14 protein-coding genes and 2 tRNA genes are annotated in these 19,586 nt (G+C 50.7%); 11 read left to right on the top strand and 5 right to left on the bottom strand.

The features are described from left to right. Window positions 1–174: 174 nt before the first annotated feature. The 9 genes from tpiA (at window position 175) to truB (ending at window position 8,413) form a co-directional block, all read left to right on the top strand. Entirely contained in the window at window positions 175–921 is a 747-nt protein-coding gene (gene tpiA, locus V5J35_RS08395; RefSeq protein WP_262565835.1) for a triose-phosphate isomerase, read from the top strand. Window positions 922–923: 2 nt separating this feature from the next. Then, window positions 924–1,352 (top strand): preprotein translocase subunit SecG, encoded by a 429-nt coding sequence (gene secG, locus V5J35_RS08390; protein ID WP_354010817.1) that lies wholly within the window; start codon window positions 924–926, stop codon window positions 1,350–1,352. 43 nt (window positions 1,353–1,395) lie between these two features. After that, window positions 1,396–1,482 (top strand) — tRNA-Leu (locus tag V5J35_RS08385). Window positions 1,483–1,582: 100 nt separating this feature from the next. Beyond that, window positions 1,583–1,659: transfer RNA gene (locus V5J35_RS08380), tRNA-Met, on the top strand. 290 nt (window positions 1,660–1,949) lie between these two features. Beyond that, window positions 1,950–2,420 carry a ribosome maturation factor RimP gene (gene rimP, locus V5J35_RS08375; protein WP_354010816.1) on the top strand — a complete coding sequence of 157 codons (471 nt, stop codon included), beginning with the start codon at window positions 1,950–1,952 and terminating at the stop codon, window positions 2,418–2,420. 196 nt (window positions 2,421–2,616) lie between these two features. Further along, a complete protein-coding gene (gene nusA / locus V5J35_RS08370) occupies window positions 2,617–4,110 on the top strand; it encodes a transcription termination factor NusA (RefSeq protein WP_354010815.1) in 1,494 nt (497 codons plus the stop codon). 26 nt (window positions 4,111–4,136) lie between these two features. Beyond that, window positions 4,137–6,791: a translation initiation factor IF-2 gene (infB, locus tag V5J35_RS08365; RefSeq protein WP_354010814.1), complete on the top strand. Its 2,655-nt coding sequence runs from the start codon at window positions 4,137–4,139 to the stop codon at window positions 6,789–6,791. A 247-nt stretch (window positions 6,792–7,038) separates the two neighbouring features. Continuing rightward, a complete protein-coding gene (gene rbfA / locus V5J35_RS08360) occupies window positions 7,039–7,458 on the top strand; it encodes a 30S ribosome-binding factor RbfA (RefSeq protein WP_354010813.1) in 420 nt (139 codons plus the stop codon). Between the two features lie 7 nt (window positions 7,459–7,465). Then, window positions 7,466–8,413: a tRNA pseudouridine(55) synthase TruB gene (gene truB / locus V5J35_RS08355; protein ID WP_354010812.1), complete on the top strand. Its 948-nt coding sequence runs from the start codon at window positions 7,466–7,468 to the stop codon at window positions 8,411–8,413. 45 nt (window positions 8,414–8,458) lie between these two features. On the opposite strand, the gene V5J35_RS08350 is transcribed toward truB, so the two are convergent. Beyond that, window positions 8,459–9,523 carry a TRM11 family SAM-dependent methyltransferase gene (locus V5J35_RS08350; RefSeq protein ID WP_354010811.1) on the bottom strand — a complete coding sequence of 355 codons (1,065 nt, stop codon included), beginning with the start codon at window positions 9,521–9,523 and terminating at the stop codon, window positions 8,459–8,461. A gap of 24 nt (window positions 9,524–9,547) precedes the next feature. After that, a complete protein-coding gene (locus tag V5J35_RS08345) occupies window positions 9,548–12,040 on the bottom strand; it encodes an anthrax toxin-like adenylyl cyclase domain-containing protein (RefSeq protein WP_354010810.1) in 2,493 nt (830 codons plus the stop codon). Window positions 12,041–12,466: 426 nt separating this feature from the next. Between V5J35_RS08345 and rpsO the strand changes: the two genes are divergently transcribed. Together rpsO and pnp are read left to right on the top strand one after the other, a co-directional pair. Further along, window positions 12,467–12,736 carry a 30S ribosomal protein S15 gene (rpsO, locus tag V5J35_RS08340; protein WP_354010809.1) on the top strand — a complete coding sequence of 90 codons (270 nt, stop codon included), beginning with the start codon at window positions 12,467–12,469 and terminating at the stop codon, window positions 12,734–12,736. A gap of 352 nt (window positions 12,737–13,088) precedes the next feature. Beyond that, window positions 13,089–15,191 (top strand): polyribonucleotide nucleotidyltransferase, encoded by a 2,103-nt coding sequence (pnp, locus tag V5J35_RS08335; RefSeq protein WP_354010808.1) that lies wholly within the window; start codon window positions 13,089–13,091, stop codon window positions 15,189–15,191. Between the two features lie 134 nt (window positions 15,192–15,325). Here pnp and V5J35_RS08330 read toward each other — a convergent pair whose 3' ends face one another. The 3 genes from V5J35_RS08330 to putP all read right to left on the bottom strand — a co-directional run bounded on the left by V5J35_RS08330 (window position 15,326) and on the right by putP (window position 19,419). Continuing rightward, entirely contained in the window at window positions 15,326–15,607 is a 282-nt protein-coding gene (locus V5J35_RS08330; RefSeq protein WP_354010807.1) for a hypothetical protein, read from the bottom strand. Between the two features lie 313 nt (window positions 15,608–15,920). After that, window positions 15,921–17,342 carry a pyruvate kinase PykF gene (gene pykF, locus V5J35_RS08325; RefSeq protein WP_354010806.1) on the bottom strand — a complete coding sequence of 474 codons (1,422 nt, stop codon included), beginning with the start codon at window positions 17,340–17,342 and terminating at the stop codon, window positions 15,921–15,923. Window positions 17,343–17,937: 595 nt separating this feature from the next. Further along, complete coding sequence (putP, locus tag V5J35_RS08320; RefSeq protein WP_354010805.1) at window positions 17,938–19,419, bottom strand: sodium/proline symporter PutP; 1,482 nt, start codon at window positions 19,417–19,419, stop codon at window positions 17,938–17,940. Window positions 19,420–19,586 lie beyond the last annotated feature (167 nt).

Raw genomic sequence — 19,586 nt, 5'->3', positions numbered from 1 at the left:
GTGAATGTTTTCAGTGTTTGAAAAGCCTCTGAAGGCGTTGATATCATTGGTTCCGGAGCTATGTCACGAGTCAAGGAAAAGCGTTTTCCTGCGTGATATTGTAGCGTTTTCAGGTTGTATAAATTTATCGCGTAGGTTAGTATGCCGACCTCGCGAACGTTGAGGTAATGCAGTATGCGTCAGCCACTCGTAGCCGGTAACTGGAAGATGAATGGCTCTTCCGACAGTAACCGTAAATTGCTTGAGGAACTGGTTTCCGGTCTGGAAACTAAAGCCGAAGTTCTGGTATGTCCTCCGGCTGTCTACGCTCAGCAGGTTCGTGATCAACTGGCTGGTTCCATCGTTAAGACTGGTCTGCAGAATGTATCTGAGCAGTCTTCCGGTGCGTTTACTGGTGAAACTTCGCCTCTGATGGTTAAGGATCTCGGTATTGAGTATGTGATCATTGGTCACTCCGAGCGTCGCACCCTGTTTGGTGAGACTGACGAAATCGTAGCTGCGAAGTTCAACGCTCTGGTTGATCAGGGTATCGTTCCTATCCTGTGTGTAGGCGAGACTCTGGAAGAGCGCGAAGCAGGCGACACTATGAGTGTGGTTGCTTCACAAATTGAGGTTGTGCTGCGGGCTGCAGGTCCGGAGCGTCTGGCAAACTTTGTGATCGCTTATGAGCCTGTATGGGCTATTGGCACTGGTTTGACTGCAACTCCTGAACAGGCGCAGGAAGTACACGCTGAGATTCGTAAGCTGTTGGCTGAACATGATGCTGATATGGCTGCGAAGACTCGAATCCTGTACGGTGGTAGTATGAAAGCTGCCAATGCTGCCGAGCTGATCGCGCTTCCTGATGTGGATGGTGGTCTTGTAGGTGGTGCGTCACTGGTTGCTGAAGAATTCAAGGCGATCTGTCACGCTGCGGGATAGCGATGGAAACCATAATTCTTATTTTTCATGTTCTTGCCGCTGCTGGTGTGATCGGTCTGATCCTTATCCAGCAGGGCAAGGGTGCTGAGGCCGGTGCCAGTTTTGGTGCCGGCGCGTCACAGACTGTTTTTGGCAGTAGTGGTAGTGCAAGCTTTCTGAGCCGCACAACTGCGATTCTGGCAACAGTGTTTTTTGTGACCAGCTTCTCTCTGGCCATGGTAGCCAGACAGAAGGCGAACACTATCAGCGATGCTGGTGTTCCGGCAGCTGTTGTTCAGCAGCAACAGGCTCCTCAGACTTCTGATGCGCCGGTTGCGATTGAAAACACTGCAGGGGGTGTTGAAAGCGATGCTCCTGTGTTAGACTCTACCCCCGTCGAGACTGACGAGAAGGGTCAGAATCACGAGAATGACCTGCCTCCTGTGCAGTAAGATATTCCGCCTCTGAGGTGGTGTTTTTAACAGGAAGTAGAATGCCCAAGTGGTGGAATTGGTAGACACGCCATCTTGAGGGGGTGGTGATCGTATGATCGTGCGGGTTCAAGTCCCGCCTTGGGCACCAAGTTTGAACTCTGCTGGATAAGCAGAATGAAGTAAAGAAGAAGGTTTCTGTATTGGGTTGTTAGCTTCCTAATCAAACAGTATACTGAAAGAGATTTTGGTGCGGGGTGGAGCAGCCTGGTAGCTCGTCGGGCTCATAACCCGAAGGTCGTCAGTTCGAATCTGGCCCCCGCTACCAACTTATTAAAACCCCCTTTGTGGGGTTTTTTGTTAGGTACGTAGCTGAGAGGCTGTTTGAAAATAGACCGCGGTGCCTGCAGCTATTAACAATTACCCGGTATACCTGGTAATTGTTAATGCTGTGATTGTTATGGCAGCTGCGGAACTATTTTCAAACAGCCTTAATTGCGTCCAGCCGGAAAACTGGAGGCTAGGGCATCTTTCCCGGACAGGTTTCCGGAAAAGAGTGCTTAATTGATACAGGGCTTTATAGCCCTTTTTTTGTTTTTGCAAACAGGTGTTTCCATCGTGGCAGGTAAGCAGTCGCAATTGGAGGCGTTGATCGGGCCGGTGGTTGAATCGCTCGATTACCAGCTCTGGGGTATAGAGTTTAAATCCCAGGGACGTAACTCCGTTTTAAGAATTTTTATTGATACCCTCCCCGGCAGGGAAGGTGGTATCAGTCTGGATGACTGCACTAAGGTCAGTCGCCAGGTTAGTGGGGTTCTCGATGTAGAAGACCCGATTGCAGAGGAATATACCCTGGAAGTATCTTCACCGGGGGTTGACCGCCCGCTGTTTACGCTGGAGCAGTATCAGCTTTGGGCAGGCGCCGAGGTGAATATCCGTCTGCGCGTTCCTTTTGAAGGGCGTCGCAAATACCGGGGCATTGTAAAGGGTGTTGAGGATCAGGATGTGGTGGTGATCGTTGATGATCATGAACTACTGTTCCCCATCGAGAGCATTGATAAGGCTCAGGTGATACCAAGGTTCGACTGAGTAGTTTCGTCCTTTCGTTGCCTGCTTCTGTAGCTGGTTTTTACAGAAGACAGGGTCGAAAGACTGAAGCTGCGTTTGGTTCAGATCGGAACAAAGATAATGACCTGACAGTATTCTGGTCAGTCATCCGTTCCGGTGTGCGGCCAGGGAAGTGTTGGCATAAGCATGGACTGGTACAGCATAGGCGAGGCAGAGCATGAGTAAAGAAATTCTGTTGGTCGTAGAGTCCGTTTCCAATGAGAAAGGAGTCTCCCCCGAAGTGATCTTCGAGGCGATGGAGATCGCATTGGCAACCGCGACTAAAAAGCGTTACGAAACTGAAGTCGATATCCGTGTCGCGATTGATCGTAAAACCGGGGAATACGACACATTCCGCCGCTGGACAATCGTAGCTGACGAAGACTTCGAGTTTCCGGGAATGCACTTTACCCTGGACGAGGGTAAGGAAAAGGATGAATCCCTGGAGATTGGTGGTGTCTGGGAAGAGCAGGTTGAATCCGTAGGATTTGGCCGGATTGCAGCCCAGACCGCTAAACAGGTGATTGTACAAAAGGTACGTGAGGCTGAGCGTGCTCAGATGGTGGATGCTTACCGCGATCGTCTGGGTGAGCTGATCAACGGTACCGTTAAGAAAACTACCCGTGACAGTATCATTATTGATCTGGGTAATAACGCCGAAGCGGTTCTGCGCAAGGACCAGGTTCTGCCGCGTGAGAACTTCCGTGTAGGTGCTCACGTACGCGCCCTGCTGCACGAAATTTCTACTGAAGGTCGTGGCCCTCAGTTGATGATGTCCCGCAGTGCGCCGCAAATGCTGATCGAACTGTTCCGCATTGAAGTGCCTGAAATCGCTGAAGAAGTGATTGAAATCAAGGGCGCTGCACGTGACCCGGGCTCCCGTGCCAAGATCGCCGTTAAGACGAACGACGGTCGCATTGATCCGGTGGGTGCCTGTGTGGGTATGCGTGGTGCGCGTGTGCAGGCGGTTTCCGGTGAGCTGGGCAATGAGCGCATTGATATCGTGCTCTTTGATGACAACCCGGTGCAATATGTTATCAACGCGATGCAACCTGCTGAGGTGGCATCCATTATCGTTGACGAAGAATCCAGAACCATGGATATCGCTGTCAGCGAAGACAATCTGGCCCAGGCGATTGGTCGCGGTGGTCAGAATGTTCGTCTGGCCAGTGAACTGACTGGCTGGAACCTGAATGTAATGACTGAAGCCGACGCTGCTGCCAAACAGGAACAGGAAGCGGGTCGGATCAAACAGAATTTTATTGACCTGCTCGACATTGATGAAGAGTTAGCAGAACTCCTGGTGACAGAAGGCTTTACCACCATGGAAGAGCTGGCTTACGTACCTCTGGAAGAGATGACTGCCATCGAGGGTCTCGATGAAGACATCGTGGAAGAAGTGCGTAAACGTGCCAAGGATAAACTGCTGACTCAGGCCATAGCCCGGGAAGAGAAACTCGACGGCGTTCAGCCGGCTGAAGATCTGCTTAACATGGATGGCATGGAAGAGGATCTGGCTTTTGAACTGGCCAGCCGGGGTGTTGTGACAATGGAAGACCTGGCGGAACAATCCATCGACGACCTGCTTGATATTGAAGGCATGGACGAGAAACGGGCCGGTGACCTGATTATGACGGCACGTGCACCCTGGTTTGAGGAAGCTGGCAACTGAGCGGGCCACTGAGAGGAGAAGTGTTAATGGCAGATGTAACCGTAGAACAACTCGCAAAGGTGGTCGGCGCGCCTGTTGACAGGCTGTTGAAACAGATGAAGGATGCCGGGCTGAAGCACACCCAGTCTTCCCAGTCTGTTTCCGATGCTGAAAAACAGCAGCTGCTGGCGCACCTGAAGGCGACTCACGGTGATCACACGGGCGGTGCAGAACCGACCAAGATTACTCTGAAGCGCAAAACTGTCAGCCAGATGAAAGTGGCTGGCGGTTCCGCAGGCAAAAACAAAGTGGTTAACGTAGAAGTTCGTAAGAAGCGTACTTACGTTAAGCGCGAAGAAGAAGAGAAAAAAGACGAAGGTCGTGGCCAGCGTCGTGAAGGCGACAGTCGTGGTCCACGTCGTGAAGGCGACAGTCGTGGTCCGCGTCGTGAAGGCGACAGCCGTGGTCCACGTCGTGAAGGCGACAGTCGTGGTCCACGTCGTGAAGGCGATAGCCGTGGTCCACGTCGTGAAGGCGACAGTCGTGGTCCACGTCGTGAAGGCGACAGTCGTGGTCCACGTCGTGAAGGCGACAGCCGTGGCCCACGTCGTGAAGGCGACAACCGTGGTCCACGTCGTGAAGGCGACAACCGTGGTCCACGTCGTGAAGGCGACAACCGTGGCCCACGTGGTCCATCTGCGCCTCGCTTCGATCCGGCTGCTGCGCCACCACCGCCACCGAGCGATGACAACAAGCGCAGCCGCAGCCGTAAAGGCAAAGATCGTCGCGATAATGAGCGTGATGATCGTCGTGATGGTGATCGTCGCGGTCGTGGTGGTCGCGGTGGTCGTGATGATCGTCGTGGCGGTCGTCGTCAGCATCGCACTGTGGCTCCTGAGTCCATGGCAGCGCACGGCTTTACCAAGCCAACGGCTCCAGTCGTACGTGAAGTGTCTATTCCTGAGACAATCACTGTTGCAGAACTGGCTCAGAAAATGGCAGTCAAGGCGGCTGACGTTATCAAGGCCATGTTCAAGATGGGCTCCATGGTGACCATCAACCAGGTGATTGACCAGGACACTGCTTCCATCGTTGTGGAAGAAATGGGTCACTCCTACAAGCTGACCAAGGCGGACGACATCGAGGATACCCTGGTTGAAGATCAGGTCGATGGTCAGTCCGGCTTTGAAGAGAAACCACGTGCTCCGGTTGTGACCGTAATGGGTCACGTTGACCACGGTAAAACCTCTCTGCTGGACTACATCCGCAAGAGCCGTGTACAGGCTGGCGAAGCTGGTGGTATTACCCAGCACATCGGTGCGTACCACGTAGACACTCCGCGCGGCATGGTGTCCTTCCTGGATACTCCGGGACACGCGGCATTTACCCAGATGCGTGCTCGTGGTGCCAAGGCTACTGACATTGTTATCCTGGTGGTAGCAGCAGACGACGGCGTAATGCCTCAGACCGAGGAAGCGGTTCAGCACGCGAAAGCAGCTGGCGTTCCTCTGGTAGTTGCTGTGAACAAGATGGATAAGGAAGGCGCTGATCCGGATCGCGTGAAGAACGAACTGTCCGCTATGGAAGTGATTCCTGAAGAGTGGGGCGGTGATACTCAGTTCATGCACGTTTCTGCACTGACTGGCCAGGGCATCGATGAACTGCTGGAAGCGGTTGTTCTGCAGGCTGAGGTTCTGGAACTGACTGCTCCGGACGAAGGTCCTGCGAAGGGCGTTGTGGTTGAATCCCGTCTGGATAAAGGTCGTGGTCCGGTTGCAACGGTTCTTGTACAGGGCGGTGAGCTGAATCAGGGTGACAACATCCTGGTAGGTCAGCAGTACGGTCGTGTACGTGCGATGCTGGATGAGAACGGCAAGCCAATCAAGGTAGCTGGTCCTTCTATTCCTGTTGAGATTCTGGGTCTGGACGGTACACCTGAAGCCGGTGATGAAATGCTGGTGGTTAAGGATGAGCGTAAGGCGCGTGAAATCGCCCTGTTCCGTCAAGGCAAGTTCCGTGAAGTTCGTCTGGCTCGTCAGCAGGCTTCCAAGCTGGAGAACATCTTCAACAGCATGGGCTCTGAAGAGAAGAAGACTCTGAACATCGTGCTGAAAGCAGACGTTCGTGGTTCTCTGGAGGCTCTGACCTCTTCTCTGGAAGAGCAGGGTAACGAAGAAGTTCAGGTTAAGGTTATTTCCGGCGGTGTTGGTGGTATTACCGAAACCGACGCTAACCTGGCGCTGGCTTCTAACGCCGTTATTGTCGGCTTCAACGTTCGTGCTGACGCTTCTGCCCGTAAGGTGATTGAAGCCGAAGAACTGGACCTGCGTTACTACAGCGTTATCTACGACATCATCGAAGATGTTAAGAAAGCGCTGGGCGGCATGCTGGGCTCCGACACCCGCGAGCAGATCGTTGGTACCGCTGAAGTACGTGACGTCTTCCGCTCTCCGAAGTTCGGTGCTGTGGCTGGCTGTATGGTTATTGAAGGTACTGTGTACCGCAACGACCGCATCCGTGTACTGCGCGATAACGTGGTTATCTTCGAAGGCGAGCTGGAATCCCTGCGTCGCTTCAAGGACGACGTTCAGGATGTTCGCGAAGGCATGGAGTGTGGTATCGCGGTTAAGTCCTACAACGACGTTAAACCTGGCGACAAGATCGAGGTTTACAAGACCATCGAAGTTCAGCGCACTCTGTAATAACAGTGTGACAGCTGGCTGGTCTGGCGTAATAAAAAAGCCCGTGGTTTCGACCGCGGGCTTTGTCATATCAGGATATAAATTCTGAGAGTTTAATGAGCGTAGGTTGGGTCGAGTGAAACGATACCCAATAATTCTTCCCGCAAGTCAAGTGCTTAATTGATAGCTATGAACTTGCTGATAATTTCGTTGGGTATTACCCTCGGGGCATAAACGCTGCGCTCGACCCAACCTATGGATAAGATGTATGGCAAAAGAATACAGTCGAACCCAGCGGGTCGCTGACCAGATTCAACGTGAACTGGCGCAGCTGATTCAGCAGGAAATGAAAGACCCGCGACTGGGTATGGTAACGGTCAGCGGTGTGGACGTGACTCGCGACCTGGCATTTGCTGATGTGTTCGTCTCTTTTCTGGGCGTGGATGACCAGAAACAGATTGACGAGTCTCTGGAAGTGCTGAAGCGTGCTTCCGGTTTTCTGCGCAGCCAGTTGGCACGCGCCATCAAGCTGCGTTTTACTCCGCAACTGCGTTTCCGCTACGACGCCAGTATGCGACGTGGTGCCTTCCTGAGCGACCTGATTGAAAAGGCTCGTTCTCAGGACAGTGATTATGAAGGTCCCTTGAGTGATAAAGCGGGCCGTGAAGAGTCTGAGTCCAAGGAGTAAGATTGTAATGTCCAGACGCAGACGTAGCCGTGGCCGTCCGGTCGACGGCATTGTTGTCGTAAATAAGGAAAAAGGCGCCAGCTCTAACGACGTATTGCAACGTGTTAAGCGTCTTTATGGAGCGGCCAAGGCGGGTCATACCGGCAGTCTTGACCCTCTGGCAACCGGTGTGTTGCCCATCTGTCTGGGTGAGGCCACCAAGTTTTCCCAGTTTCTGCTGGACTCTGACAAGTCTTACCGTACCGTTGTAAAGCTGGGTGCCCGCACTGAAACCGGTGATCTGGAAGGTGAGATTGTCGAAGAGCGTCCGGTTAATGTCACGCAATCAGACGTTGAAGCCATTCTGGAACAGTTTCGTGGCGACATTGACCAGGTACCGAGCATGTATTCTGCCCTGAAGCACAATGGTGAGCCTCTGTACAAGCTGGCTCGTCAGGGTATTGTGGTGGATCGTCCAAGTCGTCGAATCACCATTCACCGTCTGGATATGCTGGCGTTTAACGGCGACAGCATTACGCTGGAAGTAGATTGCAGTAAGGGTACTTATATCCGGACTCTGGCAGAAGATATTGGTGAGGCTCTGGGCTGTCTGGCGCATGTTATTGAACTGCACCGGGTGGCGGCAGGTCCTTACCGTGAAGACCGGATGCACACGCTGCAAGCATTGGAAGAAGTACGTGATGGTGGTGGTCATGCGGCTCTGGATGAGCTGCTGTTGCCGCTGGATACTTCTGTCAGTGACTGGCCTCAGGTTCGTCTGGGACAGACCAGTAGTTTCTATATCACTCAGGGGCAGCCGGTTCAGGTACCTCAGGCACCGATAAGCGGCGGTGTTCGTCTTTACGGGCAGGAGATATCCGAGTCTGGTGAAGAGAGTTTCCGCTTTCTGGGTGTGGGGCATATTGACGACGATGGGCGTGTAGCGCCGAAGCGTTTGATCAATACCAAGTCCTGATATTCATGTAGGCTGGGTCGAGCTGCGCTTGACCCAGCTTGCGAGTTATTTAATTGCAACAATCAGGTTGCGATTAATCGACTGATCCACCCGATGGAGGTAGTTGATGTAAGGTTCTTCTCCCAGAACCTTAAAGCCAGCTTCTGTTAAGGCTTCTTCAGCCTCTTTCCATTTCAGGGTGAATTCGTTAAATGAAATCACCAGCGCCCCTTTCTGCTTCATAACAACTTTCCATGCCGGTGCTGCTTCTTTTAACAATTCAACCGGGCTGCGATCCAGCTTTGGGTCTTTCGCGTTTTTGCTGCCATGCTGAACACCATAAGGGAGATCAGAGACCAGAATATCGCAGGAGTTCTTTTTCGCCAGAAACTGCGTATGACGGGTGTCAGCAGGAAATACTTTCAGAATCTGGGTTTTGCCGTTGCTGAAGTCTTCCTTGGTGGCAGCGGTTTCCAGAGTGAAGCCGTCAGATAGGCGTTTGCCACTGTGTGTGCGTCGTTCTTTGGCTTTTGTGTGCTTGTAACGACCTTTCTTCAGGTAGTTGATCAGGTAAGCCTGAATTTCCTGAGTCCATTTGTCGTTGATTTCTATGCCAACCACATTGAAGCCACGAACCATGCCTTCAAAGAGGGTTGTCCCTTTGCCGCACATCGGGTCGATCAGGGTGATCTGCTCACTGCCGGTTTTGCAGGCGCTCAGGGCCAGGTTCACCATCATGCGGGTGAACTGCTCATTGGTTTTGCCAGTGTATTTGAGAATCTGATTCAGGCTTTCCGGAAAGGTCTGGAACGGTTCTACGGCCAGTGGCCTGAGCAGTCCCTGTTCAAGGATTTCAAAAATGGCGTAATAAATAGAAGAAGCAGACAAGGCTTTCAGGGCTTTGCTGTTCAGGGGGGCTTCAGTGCTGAAGCAGATGCAGGCTGGGAGGTTAAGGTCCCGTTCACCAATGTCGCTGATTTCTATGTCTCTTGCTTCGGTAATCGCACGAATTTCGTTGCAGGCGATTGTGAGAGCAGTGTCAAAGTAGATGCGATTGTGACCGGGATTGGCAAGGATGGCGTAATGGCGCATAAAAAATACAGTCTGTTTGAACTGGCAGGAAGCTAACAATATTTACTATTGCCTGCAACTGGTTTAGTGAGTTTTCCGAAGCTTGTTTTTTTCCTGCTGCCACTTAAGGCGTTGCTGCAGGTGCTGCTCAATAACCCGGGCGGCCTGTTTCCACTGTCTGGAGCGAATTGCGCTTAGTTCAGGCCAGAGCGCATGGTTGAGTGTAACGTACCAGTCATTGTCTTTAAGGGCCTGTACCAGCCTTTTCATTTCCTCCTGGTCTCTAATGTGATTGACGCCTTTATTGAAGGTAATGAGATTGTTGTTCTCGTCGGTGGTGGTCATTCGTTCGGGCAGGTAGATGTCAGCCGGGTAGTTTAATGCCTCGTTGGAAGCCAGAGAGTGAGCGTCATGATTATGATGTACAGCAGGATTGTCATCGGGTCGGCCCAGTGCTTTATTCATCAGTTCAACAAGCCCTATAGCTCTGGGGTTCACATTACCCATGTCCGGGTGCTCCCTGGGAATTCTTATTAAATAACCTGAAATACCCTCAACCTCTATCCATTTTTTCTCCAGAACCTGCCAGTATTTTTCCAGAACATGCAATGTGGGTAACTGAGGGTTTAATAATATGAGCATGTTGATGGCAGCCCTGTTCAGTGCCGGTGTTTCTGTATCACCTACAGGAGGATGTGGAAGAAATACGATTTCCATAAAAAAATTATCTATTCCTGTCTTTAGTGCTTCAAGGCTTGTTTCCAGAGTCCTGGTGGGGTTAGCAATCTTCTTAAGCCGCTTTATCCGCTTTTGTGTATGCAGGTTGGTTATCAGGGGTAAGGGCAATTTATCGTGATGGGCCAGATCAAGCCTTTCAAATTTAAAACTGATAAACAGCGGATCAAGATCAGCTGTCACAATGCGGCCATTGCTGTCCGTGATAACCTCAACTCTGACCAGCTCTTCCTGCTTTTTACGATAAACATCCCAGTTTTCTTCGGCATAGGAGCGCGTCAGCACAAAGGTGATTTGTTTTCCATCCGTTTGAGTTTCTGTCATTTCAATTTCAAGGGGTGTGCCATCCTCTTCCTGTCGGGTAGTCTCAACGGTCAGATGCGGGTTGTTGAGTAAATCGTTCACTTCGTTGTCAGTTAATGTGTAGGCGGCTAATCCTATTAGCCCCGCTGTTAAATCTTTTAGCAGACTGGTTCTGAGTTCTTCCTGGAAAAACAGACTTTTCATATTGTCCTTCGATAAAGAAGGAGTGGTTGGGATCAGCGAATGGATAACCTTTAAATCAGATGTCTTGCGCTTTTGTTTGAAATCTTTGGTTGACTTGTTTTTGCTTTCAATATGCTTTTTTGCCCCGATAGCGACATGTCTGTTTCCGAACGCCATAAAATATTCACCTGAGGCTTTTGCCAGATATTTCAGATAATTGTTGGGAACTCCGGTCTCAGCCTTGTTGGTTGGCATGTGTACGTAATAATCATCGAATGCTCTGGCGCTCCTGATGAGCAATATTATTTTTTTCACAGCGGCCTGAAAGTTCTTAACGGGTTGCCTGGTATTGTCAGCTGTCCCTGTGGTCGTTACCCCACTATTGAATTTGTGAATGCGATCCTGAATTCCGGGGAGCTGAAGTGGTTGCTTTTGGGTTTTAGCAGGCTTTGCTGAATGAATCAGGGTATTGATTTTACATTGAATGTCATATGACCGGCGATCAATGGCGATCTGGTGAGCAAGATAGTAAAGGTAATTAACCGGGTAAAAAATGGGAAATCCCTCGACTTCTGTATTGATGGTTGTAATGGTGATGCGAAAGCACGGAGACTTTTCATCAGGATGGCACGTGTTACATGGCTGTCTGATCAGGCGGTACCTGAAAGGGGAGTTGTCTTCTTTGTCCGAAAGGCTGGTTTGTATGTCGCCTGACAGGGAAGGGTTGTCTGGGTATGCGCCCCCGTTAAATGGAAGAGGGGGTTGAGGGCTGGATGAAGAACAGGCCGGGTTCGGAGTTGTTAAAAACGCAAGGTTATTTATTAATGATCTTTGCCAGTCCGGTGCTTCCTGAGCAAGGCCGGGTGTGACGCCGTAGTAAGCGTCGTCAGCAAAGATCAGGACAATGGCATTGTGTGTGCTGGCGTAATGGGCGGTTGAATTCAGGCTGATCTCTGTAAAGGACAGGTCGGTGTCGATCAGCAGGTGAGGTTGATCTGTGAGGGTGGAACTCAGGTTGATCAGGATAATTGGACGATTAAGAACATAGACGATAAAAGGCATCAGCATCAACTCTCCCCATTCGCCATTTCGCCGCAATCGTCCATTCAGGTAAAAGTTGGCAAGGTCGTGCATGCTTGAGTGTATAGGGGTGCGCCTGAGAGCATTGTCAAGCAGTTCAAAAACCAGAGGGGTCGGGGCTTGAAAAAACTGAGCAAGAAAGTGGTGTAGGGTTTCCCTGAGCGCTTGTGGACTCTGGCCGGTCTGGCCTGCAATGGCATCGTAAAGACAGTTGCCATCGTGTCTGCTCTTAATCAGCGTAAGGCCCATTTGCTCAAGCTTATGTCGGGTTTGCATTGGCAGGATAGCCAGTGATTTCGCGGGAGTGAGCAGAACGAGGCTCAGTGTGCAGAGAAGTATAAAATGTATGCAGTCCTTTGTTGCTGATTTATTAAGATTGAATCTCATAAAGGTAGTAGCAATTAATAATGGTTTTTCCTTTGGGGAGAAAAATAGATCAAATTACGTTGTATCACAGAAATTTATACTGGCGATGGTCGCTGGCATGGAATGACCGGCTCTGCGGCCTCTGGAGCGTTTTGGCCTGAGAGGGCTGATTTGGATAATTGCCTGTCATAGTGTTAGAATGCAGCGCTTAATTTTGCCGATGCTGATTCTTAAACCTTTGCAGGTTCTTTGAATAAGCGCTGGCGGCAAGGTCGGCTGTAAATATGCACGGTCGTACCCGATTTATGTTTATGCATATTCTATGGAGACTTTATCATGGCTTTGACTGCTGAAAAGAAAGCTGAAATCATCAATGAATTCGGTCGCTCTGAAGGTGACAGTGGCTGCCCTGAAGTTCAGGTAGCTCTGCTGACTGCAAACATCGAAGGTCTGCAGTCTCACTTCAAGGCTAACCACAAGGACCATCACTCCCGTCGCGGCCTGATCCGCATGGTAAACCAGCGTCGCAGCATGCTGGACTACCTGAAGCGTAAGGACGTTGAGCGCTACCGCAGCCTGATCGAGCGTCTGGGTCTGCGTCGCTAATCGCCTTCGGGATTGGCTCTGGTGGTTTCTGTTGAAATCACCAGCAGAACAGGAAGACCTTGCTGTAGCGCACGCTTCGCAGGGCTTCCGCAGTCAGAGCACCGCTAGCTTCCATTGTGTGGCTGGCGGTGTTTTGCATTGAGCAGACACTGGATTTTAGTGTGTCTGTATGAAAAAAGGAGCCAGTAACGGCTCTCTATCCAGCCCTGACCTTATTTTGCTGTCAAATCGGGGTGCAATTCCAAGTCTCTCTGGTGCTTTTTTAGACAGAAGTTCAGACCAGAAGGTTTTGAATTGCATCCGTGTCTCGTGACAGCCACAGATGGTCGGGGTTTTACTAAAGGAAAATATTGTGACTCCGGTAACCAAGACTTTTACATTCGGTGACCAGACCATCACTCTGGAAACAGGCCGTGTTGCCCGTCAGGCATCTGGTGCGGTTCTTGCGACCATGGGTGAGACGGCGGTTCTGGCCACAGTGGTTGGCTCTAAAGAAGCGAAGCCAGGACAGGACTTTTTCCCTCTGTCTGTTCACTATCAGGAAAAGACCTATGCTGCGGGTAAAATCCCTGGCGGTTTCCTGAAGCGCGAAAGCCGCCCCAGTGAAAAAGAAACCCTGACTTCCCGCCTGATCGACCGCCCTATCCGCCCTCTGTTCCCTAAAGGCTTCATGAATGAAGTTCAGGTGGTTCTGACCGTTGTGTCTGTCGACAAGAAAAACGATCCGGACATTCTGGCAATGGTGGCCTGTTCTGCGGCACTGGCCATTTCCGGTATTCCTTTCCAGGGGCCTATTGGTGGTGCGCGTGTAGGCTTTAACGAAGAGAAAGGCTACCTGCTGAACCCAAGCTATGCTGAGCTGGAAACTTCCGAGCTGGACATGGTGGTAGCTGGTACCAGAGACGCTGTGCTGATGGTTGAGTCTGAAGCTCAGGAGCTGACAGAAGATGAAATGCTGGGTGCGGTACTGTTCGCTCATCAGGAGTATCAGTCTGTTGTTAATGCGGTTGAAGCGTTTGCGGCTGAAGTCGGCAAGCCTGTCTGGGATTGGGCTGCGCCTGCTGAAAACGTAGAACTGAAAGAGAAGATGTCTGCGTTTGAAGGCAAGATGCGTGAAGCTTACCAGATCACCATCAAGCAGGATCGTTATGCGGCGGTTGGTGTTCTGAAGCAGGAAGTGCTGGAAGCCCTGGCGGGTGAAGAAGAAGGTCAGTTCGACGAAGCTGATGTTGAGAAGGCATTCTCCAGTCTGGAAAAATCCGTAGTACGCGGCAATATTATCAATGGTATGCCTCGTATCGACGGTCGTGATACCAAAACGGTTCGTCCGATCAACGTAGAAATCGGCGTTCTGCCAAAGACTCATGGTTCTGCGCTGTTTACCCGTGGTGAAACCCAGGCTCTGGTGACCACGACTCTGGGTACTGCCCGTGACGCACAGATTATTGACAGTCTGGAAGGCGAAACGAAAGACCCGTTCATGCTGCACTACAACTTCCCTGCGTACTCTGTTGGTGAATGTGGCCGTATGGGCGCGCCGGGTCGTCGTGAAATCGGTCACGGTCGTCTGGCCCGTCGTGGTGTTCAGGCCATGCTGCCGACTCAGGATGAGTTCCCGTACACCGTTCGTGTTGTGTCTGAAATCACTGAATCCAACGGTTCCAGCTCTATGGCTTCCGTATGTGGTTCTTCCCTGGCCCTGATGGACGCCGGTGTGCCTCTGAAGGCGCCAGTGGCCGGTATTGCCATGGGTCTGGTGAAAGAAGGTGAACAGTTTGCCGTCCTGACCGACATTCTGGGTGACGAAGACCACCTGGGTGACATGGACTTTAAAGTAGCGGGTACTTCTGAGGGTATCACTGCTCTGCAGATGGATATCAAGATTGCCGGTATTACTGAAGAGATCATGGAAATCGCCCTGGATCAGGCGATGGACGCGCGTCTGCACATTCTGGACGAAATGAACAAGGTGATCAGCGAGAGCCGTTCTGAACTGAACGAAAACGCACCGATGACCATGTCCCTGAAAATTGATACGGACAAGATTCGTGACGTTATCGGTAAAGGTGGTGCGACCATCCGTTCTATCTGTGAAGACACTGGCGCTTCTGTTGATATCGACGACAGTGGTATGGTGAAAATCTTTGCTGACGATAAGGAAAAAGCTCAGGCTGCTTACGACCGTGTTTACGGTATTACTGCTGACGCCGAGGTTGGTCAGATCTATACGGGTGAAGTGACCCGTATTGTAGACTTCGGTGCTTTTGTCAGCGTACTGCCTGGTCGTGATGGTCTGGTACATATTTCTCAGATCGCTGATGAGCGTGTTGAGAAAGTATCTGACTATCTGCAGATGGGTCAGCAAGTTGAAGTGGTTGTGCTGGACATTGACTCCCGTGGCCGCATCAAGCTGAGCATCAAGGAAGTTGCCCGGGCCAAGGAGCAGGCGTCTTAATCGGTTTTCTTCCGGGTAAAAAAAACAGGCGCATCAGGCGCCTGTTTTTTTATGTGGATTCTTTTAATAGATAGCTATGGCTTTTCTTTTGCAGATAGGGTCCAAGCCATAGGTATGCTAGGTCATGTCTCAGTTTATCGTTCGATACGCGGCTCCGGTTTTTTAGTCAGATCAACAGTAAAAGTTTCAATGCCAATGTTTTTCAGTTCGTTGGTCACAGCCTCCAGCGTGGAGTAATGCTTGGGCATTCGACGGTCGCGCTGGGAGCGAACGGTGTAAGGGGTATGAGTCTGTTCTGAATCCAGCAGGTGCAGGCAAAAGCCCTTATGGGATGGGTAAAGTTCTACCTTTGCTCCGCCTCTGATCTCGCCCAGGCTGAATCTGAGCTTGGCTTCTTTCAGTTCAATTAATTTCATACCAACAACACTCCCTAAGTAACCCGTGTCGAAACTAAACGACGCTGACATGGGTTTAATATGCCAGTATTGACGCATCAAAAAGCCGACTTCGATCAATAAAATGAGTAGTAATGATAGTTTTTTGTGAAAAATGTACGAGTTTTTTCACTATCGGTGTGGGATAGGTGAATGCAAGCTTGATGTTTGCACTGGTTTGTTTAGGTAGTTGCAGTGTTTGTGTGTGAAAACTAAACGGTTTTAAGCAGGAGGGAGCAGGGAGGAAGCCCCGCACCTGAATGGTGCGGGACAGGATCACATATAAACGACGCTATTAGTCGATGATGTGAACGGAAGAGGTGTTGGTGGTGCCGGAAGGAACCAGAGCACCGGATACCATAACAACGGTATCGCCAGCTTTTGCCAGACCCATTTCAACCGCCATGTCCTTACCCAGCTTGTAGAACTGGTCAGAACTGTCGATCTCTTCAACAATCGTGGTGGTTACGCCTTTAGTCAGGCATAACTGTTGAGCGGTCTTCTGGGAGCAGGTAACCGCAAGAATTGGGGCGTCAGGGAAGAACTTGCGAACGGAGCGGGCAGATTTGCCTTTCTTGGTCGCAACGATAATCAGCCTGGCTTCCAGAGTTTCGGAAGTTTTCACCGCGCCACGGCAAACCGCCTGAGTGATGCTGCGACGCTCTTCGATTTCCAGGTCGTAACCTTCAACCTTGGATTCGATGGTGCCATCGGTGCTTTCACAGATGGTGGACATCACGCTGACGGATTCCGCCGGGTATTTACCCTTGGCGCTTTCACCGGACAGCATGACGGCGTCAGTACCGTCCAGGATAGCGTTGGCTACGTCACCGGCTTCTGCGCGGGTTGGACGAGGATTCTTGATCATGGAATCCAGCATCTGGGTAGCGGTAATAACCGGCTTACGCGCTTTGTTACACTTGGCGATCATCATCTTCTGGGCAAAGATCACCTGATCAACAGGAATTTCTACACCCAGGTCGCCACGGGCTACCATGATACCATCGGAAACGGACAGGATGTCGTCGAAGTTGTCTACGCCTTCCTGGTTTTCGATCTTGGAGATGATGTGGATGTTTTCGCCGCCGTTAGAGTCCAGCAGTTCGCGGATTTCCTGAACGTCGGACGCCTTACGGATAAAGGAGGCGGCTACAAAGTCTACGCCCTGCTCACAACCAAATACCAGGTCAGCCTTGTCTTTTTCAGACAGGGCTGGCAGCTGAACGCTGACGCCTGGCAGGTTAACGCCTTTATTCTCACCCAGTTCGCCGCTGTTCTTTACGTCGCACAGGATTTCGTTGCCTTTTACTTCTTTAACGGTCATTTCGATCAGACCGTCGTCCAGCAGTACGGTGTTGCCTGGCTTCAGGTCTTCGCACAGGCCTTTGTAGGTTACGGCTACTTTGGTGTTGTCGCCGATCACAGTGGCGTCAGTTGTCAGGGTAAATTCCTGACCGGCAGTCAGCATGACGTCGTTGCCGCCCTGCAGTTTAACAGTGCGGATTTCAGGACCTTTGGTGTCCAGCAGGATGGCAACTTTCTTGCCTGTTTCCGTGCTCACCTGTCGGATGGTGCTGATGCGGTCACCGTGCTCGTCAAAGTTGCCGTGAGAGAAGTTAAGTCTCATCACATTCATGCCACAGTTAACCAGCTTGGTCAGCATTTCCCTGGATTCAGACTTTGGTCCGATAGTGCAAACTATCTTGGTCTTTCTCACTGCATTTATCTCCGTTTGAGGGAAACTGGGTTGCTACATTGTCTTGTGTCACTTTGAGTAGTGCATGCAAGTAGCTTAAACCCGAAAAAAAAGGACCCGAGAACGGTTTTGGAAGTTTCACGCACTTGTCGAAATCAAAGCCTTCAGGCGACCTGCGCATAAACCTTCGGAAACGTACTCAGGTTAATTCTTTGGAGCGCGAATATTACAGCAAATACGATGAAATTCCTTTGAATTTTAACCTATACGCCATTGATGTGGATCAATATTTGCGGCGCTATTTAACCAAGTAGTTATTAATAGTAAGTTATTGTAAAAAAAGATGATATTGAATGATTTTTGTTAGAAATAGTCGTTATTAAAATTGCGTTTTATAAACTGCTTTTCGGGTAATTTACTTAGTGAATTAACTTTATATAAGTCTAATGTCGTTTAAATGACAGGAGTTATCTGTCGAAATGATAGAAATTTCGGTTCTTCTCTTTTTTAAGTGGGCGATTTGGTGCTGATGTGAATGATCAGGAGAAACTGAATATCGAAAGATGAATTAGAAAGCTTTTCCCTGATGGTTCAGGGAAAAGCTTGTAAGAGTTGATCAGGCAGATTGTGCGCTATTAAATTCGGCAACAATGCCTTCAGAGGGTGGTGTGGTCAGCAAGCTGGTGATATAGATACCGGCAAAACCAAACAGCATGCCGGGGACAATTTCATATAGATCAAACAGTCCGCCCGTCAATTGTTTCCAGACAACGACGGTGACACCGCCAATGATGATTCCTGCCAGAGCGCCATACCGATTCATCCGTTGCCAGAACAGGCTCATAATCAGTACGGGGCCGAAAGCGGCACCAAAGCCAGCCCATGCATAAGACACCAGGTCGAGTACCGAGCTATCCGGAACCATCGCCAGTGACAGCGCTACAAGAGCGATGATAACAACGGCAAGCCGACCTACCAGCAGCACTTCACTGGAGCTGGCATTCGGTCGGATAATGGCTTTGTAGAAGTCTTCCGCCAGAGCTGAGGATGACACAAGCAGCTGCGAGTCGGCAGTACTCATAATGGCGGCCAGTATGGCGGCCAGCAGAATGCCTGCGATCAACGGATGGAACAGAGCGTTGACCAGTACCATAAAGATGGTTTCACCATCGCCCAGAGTCGTATTGTTGTTGGTTATGAACAGCAGGCCAGTCAGACCAACCATAATGGCGCCCAGCATGGAGATACCGGACCAGCCAACGGCAATTCGGCGTGCTGTGGGAATGTCGTCAGTTGAACGAATGCCTGCGAACCGGGCAAGTATGTGTGGCTGGCCAAAATATCCCAGTCCCCAGGCAGCCAGTGAAATAATCGGAATCAGTCCAAGGGGTGACCCGTCGGCTGCTGTGAAAGGGTTAAGTAGTTCAGGGTTAAGGGTTTTAAGCTGGCTGGTGATCGATGCGCCTTCCGCCGTCTGGATGGCAATAATGGGAACCAGCAGCAAAGCCGCTGCCATCAGGAGGCCCTGTACCAGATCTGTCCATGAAACGGCAATAAAGCCGCCAAACAGGGTGTACGAAATAATGCAGGCAGTGCCGATGATAACTGCCCAGTGGTAGTTCAGGTCGAATACCGTTTCAAACAGCTTGCCTCCTGCGACCAGTCCGGAGCTGGTGTAGAACAGAAAGAACAACAGGATAAAGAACGCTGAAACGACCTGTAATGCACGAGAGTTGTCGTGAAAACGATTCTTGAAGAATTCGGGTAATGTCAGAGCATTGTCGGCTATTTGTGAATAAGAGCGCAGACGTTTGGCAACGAACAGCCAGTTTAGCCAGGTACCAAGGAGCAGCCCTCCCGCCAGCCAGAAAGCTTCTACACCAGAGGCGAAAGCGTATCCGGGAAGTCCCAGTAGTAACCAGCCGCTCATATCGGAGGCACCTGCGCTGAGTGCGGCAGGCCATGGGCCGAGTGTTCTGCCTCCCAGAAAATAGTCGGAGGAGTCTTTTGTGCGTTTCCAGGCCCAGGCACCAATAAACAGCATGATGCCCAGATAGACGAAAAATGTCGTAATGATCAGTGGAGTGTTACTTATCATGGCAAACCTCTGTCTGTAATCCGTTACAGAGACTTTTTGTTATTTGTAATTCCTGCGGGCTTATAATGCCAGAGCGTAGCAGTTAAATGAATGGGAGCTGCCTGTTAAGCAAGTATAAAAAAAGCTGCAACACCTTTAGGTCTTGCAGCTTTTTTGTGACGCTTGAT

Origin of the sequence: Endozoicomonas sp. NE40 (assembly GCF_040549045.1) — a bacterium.
GTDB lineage: Bacteria > Pseudomonadota > Gammaproteobacteria > Pseudomonadales > Endozoicomonadaceae > Endozoicomonas_A > Endozoicomonas_A lisbonensis.
This window is presented reverse-complemented; position numbering and strand designations above follow the sequence as displayed.